The sequence below is a fragment of the Staphylococcus sp. MZ3 genome, assembly GCF_018622755.1.
GTDB lineage: Bacteria > Bacillota > Bacilli > Staphylococcales > Staphylococcaceae > Staphylococcus > Staphylococcus aureus.
On record NZ_CP076026.1, the window covers coordinates 709,553 to 727,063 of the forward strand.

22 protein-coding genes are annotated in these 17,511 nt (G+C 31.3%); 16 read left to right on the plus strand and 6 right to left on the minus strand.

From position 1 onward, the window contains the following. Nucleotides 1-91 precede the first annotated feature (91 nt). The 7 genes from KI230_RS03300 to KI230_RS03330 all read left to right on the plus strand — a co-directional run bounded on the left by KI230_RS03300 (nucleotide 92) and on the right by KI230_RS03330 (nucleotide 5,166). Complete coding sequence (locus KI230_RS03300; RefSeq protein ID WP_000532966.1) at nucleotides 92-808, plus strand: YebC/PmpR family DNA-binding transcriptional regulator; 717 nt, start codon at nucleotides 92-94, stop codon at nucleotides 806-808. Beyond that, on the plus strand, nucleotides 808-1,281 hold the full coding sequence (locus KI230_RS03305) for a cupin domain-containing protein (RefSeq protein WP_000833481.1): 474 nt from the start codon (nucleotides 808-810) through the stop codon (nucleotides 1,279-1,281). Before KI230_RS03300 ends, KI230_RS03305 begins: the two co-directional genes overlap by 1 nt. A 91-nt stretch (nucleotides 1,282-1,372) precedes the next feature. Beyond that, nucleotides 1,373-1,489 carry a hypothetical protein gene (locus KI230_RS03310; protein WP_001789973.1) on the plus strand — a complete coding sequence of 39 codons (117 nt, stop codon included), beginning with the start codon at nucleotides 1,373-1,375 and terminating at the stop codon, nucleotides 1,487-1,489. Nucleotides 1,490-1,633: 144 nt separating this feature from the next. Further along, on the plus strand, nucleotides 1,634-2,278 hold the full coding sequence (locus KI230_RS03315; RefSeq protein ID WP_000865624.1) for a ribonuclease FAU-1 family protein: 645 nt from the start codon (nucleotides 1,634-1,636) through the stop codon (nucleotides 2,276-2,278). Between the two features lie 115 nt (nucleotides 2,279-2,393). Beyond that, on the plus strand, nucleotides 2,394-3,260 hold the full coding sequence (locus KI230_RS03320; RefSeq protein WP_214958319.1) for a LysR family transcriptional regulator: 867 nt from the start codon (nucleotides 2,394-2,396) through the stop codon (nucleotides 3,258-3,260). A gap of 200 nt (nucleotides 3,261-3,460) precedes the next feature. Continuing rightward, complete coding sequence (locus KI230_RS03325; RefSeq protein ID WP_000367064.1) at nucleotides 3,461-4,681, plus strand: sugar efflux transporter; 1,221 nt, start codon at nucleotides 3,461-3,463, stop codon at nucleotides 4,679-4,681. Further along, nucleotides 4,678-5,166: a DUF456 domain-containing protein gene (locus KI230_RS03330; RefSeq protein WP_000152583.1), complete on the plus strand. Its 489-nt coding sequence runs from the start codon at nucleotides 4,678-4,680 to the stop codon at nucleotides 5,164-5,166. The genes KI230_RS03325 and KI230_RS03330 overlap by 4 nt, the downstream gene beginning before the upstream one ends. Before the next feature lie 98 nt (nucleotides 5,167-5,264). Here the strand turns inward: KI230_RS03330 and KI230_RS03335 are convergent, their stop codons facing one another. Next, on the minus strand, nucleotides 5,265-5,954 hold the full coding sequence (locus tag KI230_RS03335; RefSeq protein WP_029271602.1) for a DUF1129 domain-containing protein: 690 nt from the start codon (nucleotides 5,952-5,954) through the stop codon (nucleotides 5,265-5,267). 126 nt (nucleotides 5,955-6,080) lie between these two features. On the opposite strand from KI230_RS03335, the gene KI230_RS03340 reads away from it, so the two are divergent. The 4 genes from KI230_RS03340 to KI230_RS03355 all read left to right on the plus strand — a co-directional run bounded on the left by KI230_RS03340 (nucleotide 6,081) and on the right by KI230_RS03355 (nucleotide 8,051). Beyond that, nucleotides 6,081-6,524 carry a GNAT family N-acetyltransferase gene (locus KI230_RS03340; RefSeq protein WP_045177967.1) on the plus strand — a complete coding sequence of 148 codons (444 nt, stop codon included), beginning with the start codon at nucleotides 6,081-6,083 and terminating at the stop codon, nucleotides 6,522-6,524. Nucleotides 6,525-6,590: 66 nt separating this feature from the next. Continuing rightward, on the plus strand, nucleotides 6,591-6,992 hold the full coding sequence (locus KI230_RS03345) for an SA0632 family lipoprotein (RefSeq protein WP_031774786.1): 402 nt from the start codon (nucleotides 6,591-6,593) through the stop codon (nucleotides 6,990-6,992). Between the two features lie 137 nt (nucleotides 6,993-7,129). Continuing rightward, nucleotides 7,130-7,429 (plus strand): hypothetical protein, encoded by a 300-nt coding sequence (locus KI230_RS03350; RefSeq protein ID WP_000545115.1) that lies wholly within the window; start codon nucleotides 7,130-7,132, stop codon nucleotides 7,427-7,429. 79 nt (nucleotides 7,430-7,508) lie between these two features. Then, nucleotides 7,509-8,051 (plus strand): GNAT family N-acetyltransferase, encoded by a 543-nt coding sequence (locus KI230_RS03355; RefSeq protein WP_045177965.1) that lies wholly within the window; start codon nucleotides 7,509-7,511, stop codon nucleotides 8,049-8,051. 95 nt (nucleotides 8,052-8,146) lie between these two features. Here the strand turns inward: KI230_RS03355 and KI230_RS03360 are convergent, their stop codons facing one another. From KI230_RS03360 to KI230_RS03375, 4 genes are all read right to left on the minus strand, one after another. Further along, nucleotides 8,147-8,713, minus strand: a complete 567-nt coding sequence (locus tag KI230_RS03360) for an LOG family protein (protein WP_023913464.1) — start codon at nucleotides 8,711-8,713, stop codon at nucleotides 8,147-8,149. A gap of 1 nt (nucleotide 8,714) precedes the next feature. Next, on the minus strand, nucleotides 8,715-9,173 hold the full coding sequence (locus KI230_RS03365; protein WP_023913465.1) for a YaiI/YqxD family protein: 459 nt from the start codon (nucleotides 9,171-9,173) through the stop codon (nucleotides 8,715-8,717). A gap of 2 nt (nucleotides 9,174-9,175) precedes the next feature. Beyond that, the gene (locus KI230_RS03370) at nucleotides 9,176-9,859 is read right to left on the minus strand and encodes a hypothetical protein (RefSeq protein ID WP_000358498.1); all 684 of its coding nucleotides are present in this window, start codon (nucleotides 9,857-9,859) and stop codon (nucleotides 9,176-9,178) included. 171 nt (nucleotides 9,860-10,030) lie between these two features. Next, nucleotides 10,031-10,906 (minus strand): undecaprenyl-diphosphate phosphatase, encoded by an 876-nt coding sequence (locus KI230_RS03375; protein ID WP_000469894.1) that lies wholly within the window; start codon nucleotides 10,904-10,906, stop codon nucleotides 10,031-10,033. 218 nt (nucleotides 10,907-11,124) lie between these two features. Between KI230_RS03375 and KI230_RS03380 the strand changes: the two genes are divergently transcribed. After that, entirely contained in the window at nucleotides 11,125-12,756 is a 1,632-nt protein-coding gene (locus tag KI230_RS03380; protein WP_214958320.1) for an ABC transporter ATP-binding protein/permease, read from the plus strand. Further along, nucleotides 12,753-14,426 carry an amino acid ABC transporter ATP-binding/permease protein gene (locus tag KI230_RS03385; RefSeq protein WP_049296554.1) on the plus strand — a complete coding sequence of 558 codons (1,674 nt, stop codon included), beginning with the start codon at nucleotides 12,753-12,755 and terminating at the stop codon, nucleotides 14,424-14,426. Before KI230_RS03380 ends, KI230_RS03385 begins: the two co-directional genes overlap by 4 nt. Nucleotides 14,427-14,552: 126 nt before the next feature. Here KI230_RS03385 and mgrA read toward each other — a convergent pair whose 3' ends face one another. Continuing rightward, entirely contained in the window at nucleotides 14,553-14,996 is a 444-nt protein-coding gene (gene mgrA, locus KI230_RS03390; protein WP_001283444.1) for a global transcriptional regulator MgrA, read from the minus strand. A 226-nt stretch (nucleotides 14,997-15,222) separates the two neighbouring features. On the opposite strand from mgrA, the gene KI230_RS03395 reads away from it, so the two are divergent. The 3 genes from KI230_RS03395 to KI230_RS03405 all read left to right on the plus strand — a co-directional run bounded on the left by KI230_RS03395 (nucleotide 15,223) and on the right by KI230_RS03405 (nucleotide 17,482). After that, the gene (locus KI230_RS03395; RefSeq protein ID WP_000794408.1) at nucleotides 15,223-16,149 is read left to right on the plus strand and encodes a CobW family GTP-binding protein; all 927 of its coding nucleotides are present in this window, start codon (nucleotides 15,223-15,225) and stop codon (nucleotides 16,147-16,149) included. Between the two features lie 102 nt (nucleotides 16,150-16,251). Then, entirely contained in the window at nucleotides 16,252-17,160 is a 909-nt protein-coding gene (locus tag KI230_RS03400) for an aldo/keto reductase (protein ID WP_000435109.1), read from the plus strand. Between the two features lie 34 nt (nucleotides 17,161-17,194). Continuing rightward, a complete protein-coding gene (locus KI230_RS03405; protein WP_000180416.1) occupies nucleotides 17,195-17,482 on the plus strand; it encodes a hypothetical protein in 288 nt (95 codons plus the stop codon). Nucleotides 17,483-17,511: the final 29 nt, after the last annotated feature.

The following is a 17,511-nucleotide window of genomic DNA, read 5'->3' on the forward strand; positions in this document are numbered from 1 at the left end:
AATAATGTTAATTGTGAAAATGTATATAAACATAAAAAAATCATGTATAATATATGTTGTTAATTAAACAGTTCGAAAGCGAGATGACATTATGGGACGTAAATGGAATAACATTAAAGAAAAAAAGGCCCAAAAAGATAAAAACACAAGTAGAATATATGCGAAATTTGGTAAGGAGATTTATGTTGCAGCAAAATCTGGTGAACCCAATCCAGAATCTAACCAAGCTTTAAGGTTGGTGCTTGAACGCGCTAAGACATATTCAGTGCCGAATCATATTATTGAAAAAGCAATAGATAAAGCTAAGGGTGCTGGAGACGAAAACTTTGATCACCTAAGATATGAAGGATTTGGCCCAAGCGGATCAATGCTAATTGTTGATGCGTTAACAAATAATGTAAATCGTACTGCCTCTGATGTGCGAGCTGCTTTTGGTAAAAATGGCGGTAATATGGGTGTATCTGGATCAGTTGCTTATATGTTTGATCATGTGGCAACATTTGGTATTGAAGGAAAGTCTGTTGACGAAATACTTGAAACATTAATGGAACAAGATGTAGATGTAAATGATGTGATTGACGATAATGGATTGACAATAGTCTATGCTGAACCAGATCAATTTGCAGTCGTTCAAGATGCGCTTCGTGCAGCAGGTGTTGAAGAATTTAAAGTTGCTGAATTTGAAATGTTACCTCAAACAGATATTGAACTTTCTGAAGCGGACCAAGTAACATTTGAAAAATTAATCGATGCATTAGAAGATTTAGAAGATGTACAAAACGTATTCCATAATGTGGATTTGAAATAATGAAATCAGCAGAACAATGGATTGATGAATTGCAACTTGAATCACATCCTGAAGGTGGTTTCTATAGAGAGACAATTCGAGAAGTATTGAAAGATGGACGCAGAGCGCCGTTTAGTAGTATTTATTTTTTACTTACAGATGACAATATTTCGCATTTTCATCGAATTGATGCTGATGAAGTATGGTACTATCATGCTGGCGATTCTCTAACAATTCATATGATAAATCCGGATGGGGAATATACGACTGCAACATTGGGTACTGATATCCAAAATGGAGATGTATTGCAATATGTAGTGCCTAAAGGAACAATTTTTGCTTCTTCAATCGAATTTTCAAATACTTATAGTTTAGTAGGTTGTATGTGTCAACCGGCATTTGAGTTTAAGCAGTTTGAATTGTTTAAGCAATCTGAATTAATTACACAATATCCGCATCTTAAATCAGTGATTGAAAAATATGCTTTAAAATAAAAATGATCAATGAAGTGGTTTGAAGGTTGTTAATAAACCTTTGAGTCACTTCATTTTTGTATGTATTCTTGATTGAATCAGAATAGAATTGATGCTACAGCTGTTTTTAATGAAAATAGCATTAAATGATTTTGAAAACGATAAGAGTGTGTTATTTATATTTTTGAAAAATCACTTTTATGAAGAAATGTGTGTACTATCTAATTAATATTGTCTATTTTAAGTAAATTGAAGCGAGTTGTAGTAAAATAATAATAAATATTTTCATATGATTAACAAAAACTATAAAACTGTATCATGACATGACATCATTTATGTAGTTTTATATAATAATGACAAGGAGTTGGTGACTGTGAAAGTAAAGTATATAGATAAACGTCACTGGCGTCGCCTAATTGATAGGGAATACACAGAGGTAAAAGTTAATAATAATAGGTTTAAGGGTATTATAGGCTTAGTCACGATGAAAAAGGTTCGTGATCCTTTAGAGGTGACGGTAGTTGGACAAAATATCATTGTCGCAGATGACAATTATAAATGGTTGCAAATACTACCTGAAAAGAAACGTTATAGTATAACTGTAATGTTTGATAATAAAGGCAATCCATTAGAATATTATTTTGATATAAATATCAAAAATATAACGCAAAAAGGTAATGCGCGTACAGTAGATTTATGTTTAGATGTTTTAGCGTTACCAAGTGGTGAATATGAGTTGGTAGATGAAGATGACTTAATGTTTGCATTAGAAAGTGAGCAAATTACAAAAAAGCAATTTCATGAAGCATATATGATTGCACATCAAATTATGGCAGAGTTAGAAAATGATTTTAAAGGATTCCAAAAGAAAATCATGTACTGCTTTAATAAAATTAATGCAAAGGCTCAAAAAAATCATCAAAAGCCACAAAATAAAACTAATATTGAAAAAAGCAAACAAATAAAGCCTAAGCAATATAATCAAACTAAAAATCACCAACAACAAAAGAAAAACTAAGTAATTCAAGCTGCAGCCATGCCAATAAAATTGGTGAAATTATTCGTTAGTAATGAACTCTTGAATGCTCGTAGTCATGAAAGTTCAATAATTGAATAATTTATGGGGGGAAATTATGAAGATTGAAGACTATCGTTTACTAATAACATTAGACGAAACGAAAACGTTACGTAAAGCGGCTGAAATTTTATATATATCTCAACCTGCTGTTACACAAAGACTAAAAGCTATTGAAAATGCTTTTGGAGTAGATATTTTTATCAGAACAAAAAAACAATTGATTACAACAACTGAAGGAACAATGATTATTGAGCATGCCCGTGACATGTTGAAAAGAGAGCGATTATTTTTTGACAAAATGCAGGCACATATTGGTGAAGTGAATGGAACAATATCAATCGGGTGTTCTTCTTTGATTGGACAAACCTTACTTCCTGAAGTTTTGAGCCTATATAATGCCCAATTTCCTAATGTTGAAATACAAGTGCAAGTTGGTTCAACTGAACAAATTAAAGCAAATCATAGAGATTATCATGTTATGATAACTCGTGGAAATAAAGTAATGAATTTAGCTAACACACATTTATCTAATGATGATCATTATTTTATTTTTCCAAAAAATAGACGAGATGATGTTACAAAGTTACCATTTATAGAGTTTCAAGCTGATCCGATTTATATAAATCAAATAAAACAATGGTATAACGATAATTTAGAACAAGATTACCATGCAACTATTACAGTGGATCAAGTAGCAACTTGCAAAGAAATGTTGATTAGTGGTGTAGGTGTTACAATTTTGCCGGAAATTATGATGAAAAATATCAGCAAAGAACAATTTGAGTTTGAAAAAGTAGAAATTGATAATGAACCGCTGATTCGTTCGACATTTATGAGTTATGATCCGAGCATGTTGCAATTGCCACAAGTTGATTCTTTTGTAAATCTCATGGCGAGCTTTGTTGAACAACCAAAGGCGTAGTTTTAGACTAATTTAAGGTTTGTATTTAATTTTAAACTATTCGGTTAAATTGAACGTAGTTGGTTGCTAATGCACCAACAGCAAAAGAGCCCCTAATTAATAAATTAAAAGGGGACAAAGGAATACAGTTGGTTGCTAATGCACCAACTGCATAAGAGCCCCTAATTAATAAATTAAAAGGGGCTCTAAGAAGCGGGGTTATGGATATGTTTGCAGCGTTATTACAAATAAAGAATTATAAACTCTTTGTTGCTAATATGTTTCTACTAGGTATGGGTATTGCGGTTACGGTCCCATATCTTGTTCTTTTTGCAACTAAAGATTTAGGTATGACAACAAATCAGTATGGATTACTTCTAGCATCTGCAGCGATTAGCCAGTTTACAGTAAATTCAATTATTGCTAGATTTTCGGATACGCATCACTTTAATAGAAAAATTATTATTATTCTCGCATTATTAATGGGTGCGCTTGGTTTTTCAATATACTTTTTTGTAGATACAATCTGGTTATTCATATTACTATATGCGATTTTTCAAGGATTATTTGCACCAGCAATGCCCCAACTTTACGCATCTGCTAGAGAATCTATCAATGTTTCAAGCTCTAAAGATAGAGCTCAATTTGCCAACACAGTATTACGTTCAATGTTCTCATTGGGCTTTTTATTTGGTCCATTTATTGGTGCCCAATTAATCGGATTAAAAGGCTATGCTGGATTGTTTGGTGGAACAATAAGTATCATTTTATTTACTTTAGTACTTCAAGTGTTTTTCTATAAGGATTTAAACATTAAACACCCTATTAGTACGCAACAACATGTTGAAAAAATTGCTCCTAATATGTTTAAAGACAAAACACTTTTATTACCATTTATTGCATTTATTTTATTACACATTGGACAATGGATGTATACGATGAATATGCCTTTATTTGTTACTGATTATTTAAAAGAAAATGAGCAACATGTCGGTTATTTAGCTAGTTTATGTGCTGGTTTAGAAGTGCCATTTATGATCATTCTTGGCGTTTTATCATCTAGATTACAGACTCGAACATTGTTGATTTATGGAGCGATTTTTGGTGGTTTATTCTACTTCAGCATTGGGGTATTTAAAAACTTCTATATGATGTTAGCAGGACAGGTGTTTTTAGCTATTTTCTTAGCGGTTCTTTTAGGAATTGGTATTAGTTATTTCCAAGATATCTTACCAGATTTTCCAGGATACGCCTCAACATTATTTTCTAATGCAATGGTTATTGGACAGTTAGGCGGTAACCTATTAGGTGGTGCTATGAGTCACTGGGTAGGTTTGGAAAATGTATTTTTTGTATCAGCAGCATCAATCATGTTAGGTATGATACTTATATTCTTTACTAAAAATCAAAAAATTACAAAAGAGGATGTGATATCAACATGACAATTATTTTATGGCTACTTATCATCGCTGCCTTCATGTTAGCATTTGTTGGGTTGATTAAGCCGATTATTCCTTCTGTTTTAGTATTATGGGTTGGCTTTCTAATCTATCAATTTGGCTTTCATAATCAGCATTTATCATGGGTGTTTTATGTATCTATGACATTGCTAACAATATTAATTTTATGTGCGGACTTTTTAGCTAATAAATATTTTGTGAATCGCTTCGGTGGTTCTAAGTTTGGAGAGTATGCAGCTTTAATTGGTGTGGTTATTGGATGTTTTGTTTTACCGCCATTTGGAATTATTATTATACCTTTTATTTTGGTATTCATAGTTGAATTAATACAAGGCTATTCATTTGAAAGAGCAGTTAAAGTAAGTATAGGTTCAATCGTAGCATTTTTAACAAGTAGTATAGCTCAAGCAATCATTATGTTTATAATGATTGTATGGTTCTTTATAGATGCTTTATTGATTAATTAATAAAAAGCTTATTGCAAAATATGTTTTTCGGTAACTGTAATTTAGTGATTTTATCATTAACAGTACCAAATTCGCATATGATGTAATAAGCTTTTTGTTTATAAAAATGTATGAGAATGTTTTTTCGAAATATTTCTTTCAATGCGTAATCCAATAGGCATAACTATAAATGAAAATATAATAAATACCCAATTGCTTACCTGAATATATGGTCCAAAGGCAAGTAATGATTGTGGAATAAAGAATACATAGAAAAATCCTACAATTAGTAGAATGATTGCTAAATAGGTGAATATCCATATCCAATTTGAATTGTTAAAACACTGCAGTTGTATTGTTTTAAAACTAAACCATATAAATAAAAAGACAATAAAGAATCCAACGACTACTGAAAACGGGAATGAAACAAAATATAAATTACTTCCATTTTTTTTCATGAAAAATCCTAAAAATCCTTTGAGAAAACTAACAATCCCAATTAATAGAACGATGTGTTGATAGATATATTTAAAAATATTTTTAAATGTTTCATTAGGCATCGCTTTTAGTTCTTTTATTGCATGTGCTTTTGGGTCGTGATTGAAAAAATCTAAGGCTAATAAACCATGTTGTTCTGCGCTTAATAATTGTTTAAGTATACGGTTAATAATTAACTCTGTATCATGAGGATTGACGCGAAAGTCAGAGCGCATATAAGTCATATAATTCTCGAAGATTTCTCTATCAGTATTGCTTAATCTTAATGATTTAACATTATTTTCTTTTGTTAATTGCGCAGTACTTTTCATTGTTACTTAAGCGCTCCTTTAAAAATGTTTAATTCCAAATTAAAATGGAAATGATTTTATAGTATTAATAAGGTCAATCATATCATATTAAACGCATAAATATAACGATTAATATTGGAGAGGAAAATGAGGACACTTAATAAAGATGAACATAATTATATCAAGCAAATAGCTAATATACATGAGACATTATTGTCGCAAGTAGAATCCAACTATAAATGTACTAAACTGAGTATTGCTCTTAGGTACGAGATGATATGTTCAAGATTAGAACATACAAATGATAAAATTTATATATATGAAAATGAAGGTCAATTAATAGCGTTTATTTGGGGACATTTTAGTAATGAAAAAAGTATGGTTAACATTGAACTGCTATATGTTGAACCACAATTTCGCAAACTGGGAATAGCTACGCAACTGAAGATTGCGCTTGAAAAATGGACAAAAACTATGAATGCAAAGCGAATAAGCAGTACAATTCATAAAAATAATTTGCCAATGATATCTTTGAATAAAGATTTAGGTTATCAAGTGAGTCATGTGAAAATGTATAAAGATATTGATTAGAATTAGGATTATGTTGCTAATTCATGTTAAAATTAAAAAAGATTTAATGACGTTAAGGAGTTTTATATGAAGAAATTAATCATCAGTATTATGGCGGTCATGCTATTTTTAACAGGTTGTGGTAAAAGTCAAGAGAAAGCCACTCTGGAAAAGGATATCGATAATTTACAAAAAGAAAATAAAGAATTAAAAGATAAAAAAGAAAAGCTTCAACAAGAAAAAGAAAAATTAGCAGATAAGCAAAAAGACCTTGAAAAAGAAGTGAAAGATTTAAAACCTTCAAAAGAAGATAACAAGGATGATAAAAAAGACGAAGACAAAAATAAAGACAAAGATAAAGATAAAGATAAAGAGGCATCACAAGATAAGCAATCAAAAGATCAAACTAAGTCATCGGATAAAGATAATCACAAAAAGCCTACATCAGCAGATAAAGATCAAAAAGCTAATGACAAACACCAATCATAATCGAATTGCTTACTTGTTATAGATGAAAGGTACAGCGTTTTAAACCTTATTTTAAGGGTATGTATTAATTAAAATGTGGTCATGATTGAAACAGAACGTAAAAATAGACAACGTAATTAATAAAGGAGAGAAACGGCATGCATGAACAAGATTTTAGAATTTTAGAGGGTCAAGATATTACTTTGCCAGAATTAGGTAGAGAATTAGAAAACATTACAGGACATACGATTGCTGATTCTACTGGCGAAATTAAGCGTGTAATTGCACATTTACCAAACTTTGAGTCCGATACAGATACTTTTGTTGCTACATATCGTTTAAACCATCAACAAGATTTTATAGATGCAACTTTTACTGCGCTGAAATCAGATAGAGCACGTTTAAAAGAAGTGCCAGTTCATGTTGAACTTATAAGTTATATTTCTAAATCAAAATAAACTGCTATCTAAAACGCAAAGTTGATCAAAATATCGATTTTGTGTTTTTTATTGAGAAATTATATAGGAGTGTCAATCGATGATTTATTGTGAAACAGAGCGTTTAATATTAAGAGACTGGCATGAAGATGATCTGTTACCTTTTCAAAAAATGAATGCGAATTATGACGTACGTAAATATTTTCCAAGTTTATTGAGTTATCGTCGTTCAGAATTAGATATGAGAACTATGGATGCGGTTATTAAAGATTATGGCATTGGATTATTTGCTGTAGAAGATAAAGAGACACATCAATGGATAGGCTTTATAGGTTTGAATTATATTCCAGAAACAAGCGATTATCCATTTAAAGAATTACCGCTTTATGAAATAGGTTGGCGCTTGTTGCCAGAATTTTGGGGAAAAGGATTAGCAACTGAAGGCGCAAAGGCAACTTTGAAGTTAGCAGAAGAACATCAAATATACGATGTCTATAGTTTTACAGCAGAAGCAAATAAAGCTTCACAACGTGTAATGGAAAAAATTGGCATGACAGTGTATGATTATTTCGAATTACCCAATCTAAGTAAGTATCATTTATTAAAAAGGCAAGTGCGCTATTACATTAATCTTCGAAAGTGAAAAATTTATACATAAGCGTAACAAACACCCCTAATATTGTTTAGCTGATGATAACAATATTAGGGGTGTTTGTTTATTCTTTAACCTTAGAATGATTAATCGTATGAACGAGTACCTAGAGGTTTGAAATTTAATATTGATTCTATTAATGATTCATTAGTGTCGCATAACGGTGCAAGAGCACGATACTTAGGATCAATAAAACCTTCCTCAATCATATGGTCAATCATTGTTTGTAGTGGATTGAAAAAGCCATTAATATTATAAATGGCAATAGGCTTTTCATGGATACCTATTTGAGCCCAACTATACATTTCGAAAAATTCTTCTAGTGAACCTGCGCCACCAGGAGCCATGACAAATGCATCTGCAAGTTCTGCCATTTTATTTTTACGTTCATGCATAGAATCAACTAAAATTAATTCAGTTAAACGTTGGCTTGTGATTTCTTGTTCATCTAACATTTTAGGCATGACGCCAATAGCTTTGCCGCCATGATCTAATACACCATCTTGAATGGCACCCATAATACCAATTGACCCTGCACCAAATACTAATTCATAACCTTGTTCAGCAAAATATTTACCTAAATCGTATGCTTTTTGTACATATGAAGGGTCATGACCTTTGCTTGCACCACAATAAACTGCGATTCGTTTCATGTTAATCCAGCTCCTTAATTCGATGAATGACTTTTAATAGTGATTGTTCAAACACTTTTTGATCTTGCTTTGTAAAAGGTGGGGGACCTTTGTGGCGACCACCTTGTTTTCTAATTTGTGCATTCATATATCGTTTATCTAATAGTTGTTGAATATTGTTGGAATTGTATATCTTCCCATTATGATGCATGACAATTAAGACTTTGTCGACTAATAAACTTGCGAGTCCATAATCTTGAGTGACTACGATATCATCCTTCGTTGATAATTGAACAATTTTGTAATCAACTGCATCTGGTCCATCATCAACATATAATGTTGATACATGTGGGGGATATAATTGGTTCGAAAAATGGCTGAAGCTCCGAATAATTGTCACAAAAATGCCTGTCTCAGTTGTTAAATCTATAATAGAATCAACAACAGGACAAGCATCTCCATCAATAATAATATGTGTCACAATTATGCCTCTGTATTGTTTTCTTTATTTTGTTGAGAGGCGCTTTTGGCAACATAATCTTTATATTTTTTAAATGACTTGATGCGTGCTTTATCAGCTTCTTGTTGGCGTTTTTGTTCTTCTTTGTGTCGTTTTTCAATATTTTTTTGTAACTTTTTATTCATTTTAGCGATTTCTTTGCGATTTTTTTCAGCTAGTTTATCGCCTTTTTTCTCAGTTTTCTCATCTAATTTATTAGGTGTTAAGCCTGCTTTTTCTTCGTATTTTTGTGATTTTTTCATATCTTTAATACGTTGTATTTCATTCTTTTCGCGGGCTTTTTGCTCTTCTTTATGACGCTTTTCGATATTTTTTTGAAGTATTTTATTCATTTTATCAGCGTCTTTACGATTTTGTTTAGCTAATTTTTCGCCTTTTTTCTCAATATAGGCAGGATCATGTTCTCTAGCAAACTTTTTAAGTTCACGTTTATTTTCAAAATCTTGTTTTTTATCGCCGACATATTCTTTAACATCACTCGCTGTGTTACTGATTGCTGCAGATGTTTTTGAAGCAACTTTACTTGTAGCATCTGTAACTTTTTGTACGTCCGGATGTTGTTTGATACGTTTACGTTCAACAATTAACGGTACCAATACAATTGGTAATACATTAATCATAAATTTGATGACTTTTTTCTTATCCATAGATCTTGCCTCCATAATTACTTTATTAATTTTACATACCCTATGATACATCAATATAAACGATGATAGTAGTGAATCACTATTAAGTATTTCAGATGTTTTTTAAAAGAAGACAATAAAAACTGCCAATCAAGTGGTTCCTTAATTGACAGTCTATATTTTAAAAGGAAATTAAATACCTTTACCAATGCCAAATCCGAAGTAAAGTATAGCAATAAAGATTACTAATACAATTCTGTAAATGGCAAATGGAATTAGTTTGATTTTGTTAATTAGATGCAAGAATGTTTTGATTGCAATTAGTCCAACAGTAAATGCAGCTAAAAAGCCTAAAATATAAAAAGGTATATCAGCAATCTGAATATCTTGATAATGTTTTAATAAAGATAAACCACTAGCTGCTAACATAATTGGAACAGCCATAATAAATGTGAAGTCCGATGCTGCTTTATGATTTAATTTCATTAATACCCCAGTTGAAATTGTTGAGCCTGAACGGCTGAAACCAGGCCACATAGCTACTGCTTGAGAGATACCAATTACAAACGCTTGGAAATAATTGATTTGATCCACTGTTTGTGGGTTTTTAACTTTAACTGAATACTTATCAGCAATAATCATATAGATAGCACCTACGAATAAGCCAATCATAACAGTTGGCACACTAAATAAATGTTCTTCGATGAAATCATCAAATAGTAAGCCTAAAATACCTGCTGGCACCATACCCACTAATACATGTAATAAATTTAAACGTCTTGGCTTTGAACGTCTTTGTTGATCGTTTTCTCCTTCAACATGTTTGTGTTTACCAATATGTAAAATCTCTAAGAAGCGTTCGCGGAATACCCATGCTGCTGCAAAGACGGATCCTAATTGGATGACGATTTTAAATGTAAATGCTGATTGAGAACCTAAAAATTCAGATGATTTTAACCACATATCATCAACTAGAATCATATGTCCAGTAGAGGAAACAGGTGCAAATTCTGTTAATCCTTCGACGACCCCTAAGATAATACCTTTTATTAATTCAATGATAAACATAATGTACCCACTTTCATTACTCAATTTAATTTATTTAAATATCAAAATTACCATATCATGATAGCATATTCATTTAAAGACATGCTAGTTATAGTTATAATACTAGACTAAAGATGTATATATTCATTTTCTTTTACATGTAAAACTACAATATTTTATTGAGCTATTTAATTTGATTTTAAGGAAAACCTTTTATAATAGGTTTAGGTGATATAATTGTGAAAAAATTAACAACAATACTGTTTCAATATAAAATTTTTCCGGTACTCATGTTCTTGGTCAGTACTGGTCTCGGCATACTCGTTATAACGCAAAATATTTTAATAGCAGATTTTTTAGCTAAAATTATAAGACATCAATTTCAAGGATTATGGATTGTATTATTTATTTTATTAGGTGTTTTACTTTTAAGAGCAACTGTGCAATTTCTAAATCAATGGTTAGGTGATACATTAGCATTTAAAGTTAAGCATATGCTTAGACAGCGGGTTATTTATAAAAATAATGGTCATCCAATCGGTGAACAAATGACTATACTCACAGAAAACATTGATGGTCTAGCACCTTTTTATAAGAGTTATTTGCCTCAAGTGTTCAAATCAATCATGGTTCCGCTCATCATAATCATTGCAATGTTTTTCATCCATTTCAATACCGCATTAATTATGTTAATAACTGCACCATTTATTCCTTTGTTTTATATTATTTTCGGTTTGAAAACGCGAGATGAGTCAAAAGATCAAATGACTTATTTGAATCAATTTAGTCAACGGTTTTTAAATATTGCTAAAGGTTTAGTGACGTTAAAGCTATTTAATCGTACAGAGCAAACAGAGAAGCATATTTACGACGATAGTACTCAGTTTAGAACTTTAACAATGCGCATTTTACGCAGTGCTTTTTTATCGGGATTAATGCTCGAATTTATAAGTATGTTAGGTATTGGATTGGTTGCATTGGAAGCAACGCTAAGCTTAGTAGTATTTCATAATATTGATTTTAAAACTGCGGCAATTGCGATTATTTTAGCGCCTGAATTTTATAATGCAATTAAGGACTTAGGGCAAGCGTTCCATACTGGAAAACAAAGTGAAGGTGCCAGTGACGTTGTGTTTGAGTTTTTAGAACAACCGAACTATAATAATGAATTTCTATTAAAGTATGAGGAAAACCAAAAGCCATTTATTCAGTTAACAGACATATCATTTCGATATGATGATTCTGATAGATTGGTATTAAATGATTTAAATTTGGAAATATTTAAAGGTGATCAAATTGCACTTGTAGGTCCAAGCGGGGCAGGTAAATCCACTTTGACACATCTTATTGCAGGTGTTTATCAGCCAACAATAGGTACTATAAGTACAAACCAGCGTGATTTAAATATAGGAATACTTAGTCAACAGCCATATATTTTCAGTGCTTCTATAAAAGAGAATATTACGATGTTTAAGTATATAGAAAATAATACTATTGAAGAAGTGCTAGACGAAGTAGGTTTATTAGACAAAGTGCAATCTTTCACAAAAGGCATTAACACAATAATAGGTGAAGGAGGCGAAATGTTATCTGGTGGACAGATGAGACGCATAGAACTTTGCCGTCTTTTAGTTATGAAGCCAGATCTCGTTATATTTGATGAGCCTGCAACTGGTTTAGATATTCAAACAGAACACATGATTCAGAACGTTCTGTTTCAACATTTTAAAGATACAACGATGATTGTCATTGCACATAGAGATAATACAATTCGCCATTTACAACGACGCTTGTATATAGAAAATGGAAGACTGATTGCTGATGATCGCAATATTTCAGTAAATATAACAGAAAATGGTGATGACTTATGAAAACACGACTAAAATTTCAAGTAGATAAGGATTTATTGTTAGCTATAGTTGTTGGTGTTTGTGGAAGTTTAGTTGCGCTCGCCATGTTTTTCTTAAGTGGTTATATGGTGACACAAAGTGCACTTGGTGCGCCACTATACGCTCTGATGATTTTAGTCGTTACAGTAAAATTGTTTGGGTTTTTAAGAGCTATTACTCGATACATAGAGCGCCTTATTTCTCATAAAGCTACATTTACAATGCTACGTGATATTCGGGTACAGTTTTTCGGTAAATTAGTAAATGTCATTCCTAATGTTTACCGTAAACTGAGTTCTAGTGATTTAATTTCACGTATGATTAGTCGTGTTGAGGCATTACAAAATATATATTTACGTGTTTATTATCCACCAGTCGTTATCGGTTTGACAGCGCTAGTTACAGTAATAGTTTTGGCGTTCATTTCAATCAGCCATGCGCTATTGATTATGGTTAGCATGTTGTTTACTTTACTCGTTGTTCCTTGGTTAAGCTCAAAAAAAGCACGTACTTTAAAGAAACATGCAGCTAATGAACAGGCCCGATTTTTAAATCATTTTTATGATTATAAAGCTGGTATGGATGAACTACGTCGATTTAATCAAATTAATCATTATCGAGATAATTTGATGGCTAAATTAAATCATTTTGATAAATTACAACTTAAAGAGCAACGCTTTTTAACGATTTATGATTTTATATTAAATATTATTGCTATGCTTTCGATTTTTGGTAGTTTAGTTCTAGGATTAATTCAAATTAATGCAGGCCAACTAAATATTATTTATATGACGAGTATAGTTTTAATGGTCTTAACTTTATTTGAACAAGCTGTACCAATGACAAATGTCGCGTATTATAAAGCGGATACTGACCAAGCATTGCATGATATTAATGAAGTGATATCTGTACCTTCTACTAATGGAAAAAACCGTCTTAATGATAAGTATGATGCAACGAACATTTATGAAGTTAAGGACGCTAGTTTTAAGTATTGGAACCAGCAAACGTATGTGTTGTCGGATATTAATTTTAATGTTAATAGAGGCGAAAAGATTGCGATTGTGGGGCCTTCTGGTTCAGGAAAAAGTACATTACTACAAATTATGGCTGGGTTATATCAATTAGATAGTGGCTCTATTCGTTTCGAAAATATGGATATGTTTGAAATAGATGACAAAGATAAGTTTGAATCGTTAAATGTCTTGCTACAATCTCAACAATTATTTGATGGTACAATACGTCAAAATTTATTTACCGATGAAAGAGATGAAGCAGTGCAAGCAATATTTAAGCAATTAGATTTAGAACATTTGGCACTAGAACGTCAAATTGACTTAGATGGTCATACATTATCTGGCGGAGAAATTCAGCGTTTAGCGATTGCGAGGATGTTATTAAAAGATACTGCATCAACATGGATTTTAGATGAACCAACAACTGCATTAGATAAACAAAATAGTTTAAAAGTTATGGATTTAATTGAAGCACATGCAGAAACATTAATTGTTGCTACACACGATTTAACTTTATTGTCACGTTTTGAGACCATCATTGTGATGATAAATGGTAAAATAGTTGAAAAGGGAAACTATCAACAATTACTCGCTAATCAAGGTGCTTTATGGAATATGATTCAATATAATGCATAAAAAAACTGCTTGATAGGCTAAGAAACCTTTCAAGCAGTTTTTTAACTAACAAGCTTACGCGTGCTAATTGTTTTTCTATTCTTAATAAATTCTAAACATTACTTTAATTGTCATGACAAAAGTTAATTATTTTTCCTTTGTTTCATCAAATGCATGAATGACTTTACCTAATAAGCGATTAAGTTCTTTAACTTCATCTTGAGATAAAGAAGAAGCTGAAGCGACTTTGTCAGATGCATTACTTAATTCTGGTCTAATAGTTTCACTTTTGTCAGTCAAGTGAATAAATACTTCACGTTGATCGACTTCGGAACGTTCACGCTTAATTAAGTCTACTTGTTCCATTCGTTTTAATAATGGTGATACTGTACCAGTATCGAGTGCTAATTCAGTTACGACTTTCTTGACGTTTACAGGAGATTCATCCCATAAAATTGTTAAGACAAGAAATTGTGGGTATGTTAGATTGTACTTCTTAAAAACTTTGTTAGAGTAGTAGCGATTAACTTGTCTTTGAGCATTGTACAAACTAAAGCATAGCTGTTCTTTTAAATTATGTTGATCAGACATTAAAGTTCTCCTCCAGACATACTATCCGTTTTTTTCTCTTTTCGGATTGGTAATCATTAAAAAGTTGATTGTTTATTAATTCACAACTTTCTTTGATTCAATGCCATGCTAAAATTAAAGTATGTTTAAAGTTTAGAAGATATTTTTGATTAAATCAAGCAAAAAGATAATTTAATATATATGTTATCATTTTTAAAAATAACTGTAATAGAAAAGAGAATATAAAATGAAAAATAATAAAGATGAAAAAATAAGAATATCCATAATTAACGGATTTTTGGGTAGTGGTAAAACCACGTTACTGACACATTATATTAGTGAATTATTAAAAAATGATGAGAAAATTAAAATCATCATGAATGAATTCGGTACTTTTGATATTGATAGCAATAGTATTTCAAATGAAATTGAAGTCCATTCATTGATTAATGGTTGTGTTTGTTGCGATCTTAAACAAGAACTTGTCTATGAACTAAAAGCCATTGCTTTAAAAGGGGACGTTAATCATGTCATCATAGAAGCGACAGGCATTGCGCATCCTTTGGAATTACTAGTTGCATGTCAAGATCCGCAAATCGTTAATTTCTTTGAAAAGCCGATTATTTATGGTGTATTAGATGCGACTCGATTTTTAGAACGTCATCAATATACCGAAAATACAGTTTCGCTGATGGAAGATCAGTTGAAACTAAGTGACATGATTATTATTAATAAAATTGATCTTATAACTGATGACAGTCTTGAGAAAATTGATAAGCAATTAGGTATGATTTGTGCAAGTATTCCAACTTATAAAACAACCTATGGAAAAGTTTCGTTGGAAGAATTGGACTTAACTGTTAAAGACAGAGAGATATCGTCTCATCATCACCATCATCATGGGATTAAAAGTATGACTTACACGTTTACAGGTCCGATTGATCGTCAATTGTTTTATCAATTTATAATGAAATTACCGGAATCTGTTCTACGTTTGAAAGGTTATGTGTCATTTAGAGATCAACCAAATGCAATTTATGAATTTCAATATGCATATGGTTTACCAGACTATGGAATAATTGGCATGCAATTACCATTAACGATTGTTATTATTGGTGAAACTTTAGATACAAATCACATACGTAATCAATTGGATATGCTACAATTTACGTAAATCAGAAAATGTGTTGTTTCAATTTAACGGAAATAGCACATTAATTTCTTAATACTTTTATTGTGAATATTTTGTGACATTGAGGGATGGAGTGGATGAGATATGGAACAAATAATGATTAATCACTATGTTCATTTTTCTAGGCTTGTACAAGGTTTTTGGCGTGCAAATGAATGGAAGATGACTGCGAAAGAGTTAAATTATTTTATAAATGAATTAGTTGAACGTGGAATTACAACGATGGATCATGCTGATATTTATGGGGATTATCAATGTGAATCACTGTTTGGTAATGCTTTGGATTTATCACCCGAATTAAGAAATAAAATTCAAATTGTTACGAAATGTGGTATCATTTTGCCTTCTAAGCAATTTGATTTTACAAATGGACATCGTTATGATTTGAGTAGTAAGCACATCGTGAAATCTGTTGAACAGTCATTAATCAATTTGAATGTAGATTATTTAGATAGTCTACTCATTCATCGTCCTTCACCATTGATGGATCCAGAACAAGTTGCTGATGCATTAACTAAACTTGTTAAACAAGGTAAGTTGAAGTCATTCGGGGTGTCGAATTTTAATCATTCACAATACCAATTGTTAAATCAATATATTATGAAAGAAAGACTACATATTAGCATCAATCAATTAGAATTATCGCCATATCACGTTGATAGTTTACAAGATGGAACAATGGATTCAATGTATCAAAACCATGTTCAAATCATGGCTTGGAGTCCTTTTGCAGGCGGTAAAATTTTCGACAAGGAAGATATTAAAGCGCAACGTATTATGAAAGTTGTTCAATCAATAGCTGACAAATATGGTGTGAGTGACACAGCTGTGATGATAGCATGGTTAGTAAAAATACCGCATAGTATCATGCCGATACTTGGAACAAGTCAGTTAAAGCGTATTGATCAAGCAATCGAAGGGCTACAACTTAATTTAGATGATCAGTCGTGGTTTGACATTTACACCGCTATTATCGGACAAGATATTCCGTAAACTTATTTACTTTTAAATCATAAAGGAGCATATCATGACAAACGAAGATAAACGTTTCGAACAATTAAGATTTGAACGCAAATTTATAGTTATTCCATATTTAATTTATGCAGTCATTGTATTACTATTAAATATTTTCTATTCTGATTTGAAAATAACAATGACATTATTCGGACTTTTCTTTGCGTATAATGTAGTCATTTTGTTCATAGCATTTATTAAACATTATAAACGCACATTGTTACTAAGTCTTATATTAACAGTGCTTAGTGGCGCGGCATTCTTTGGAATTATTTATGTTTATGGCATTAATCATTTTTAAATATTAAAAAGAGACTATCTACAATAATC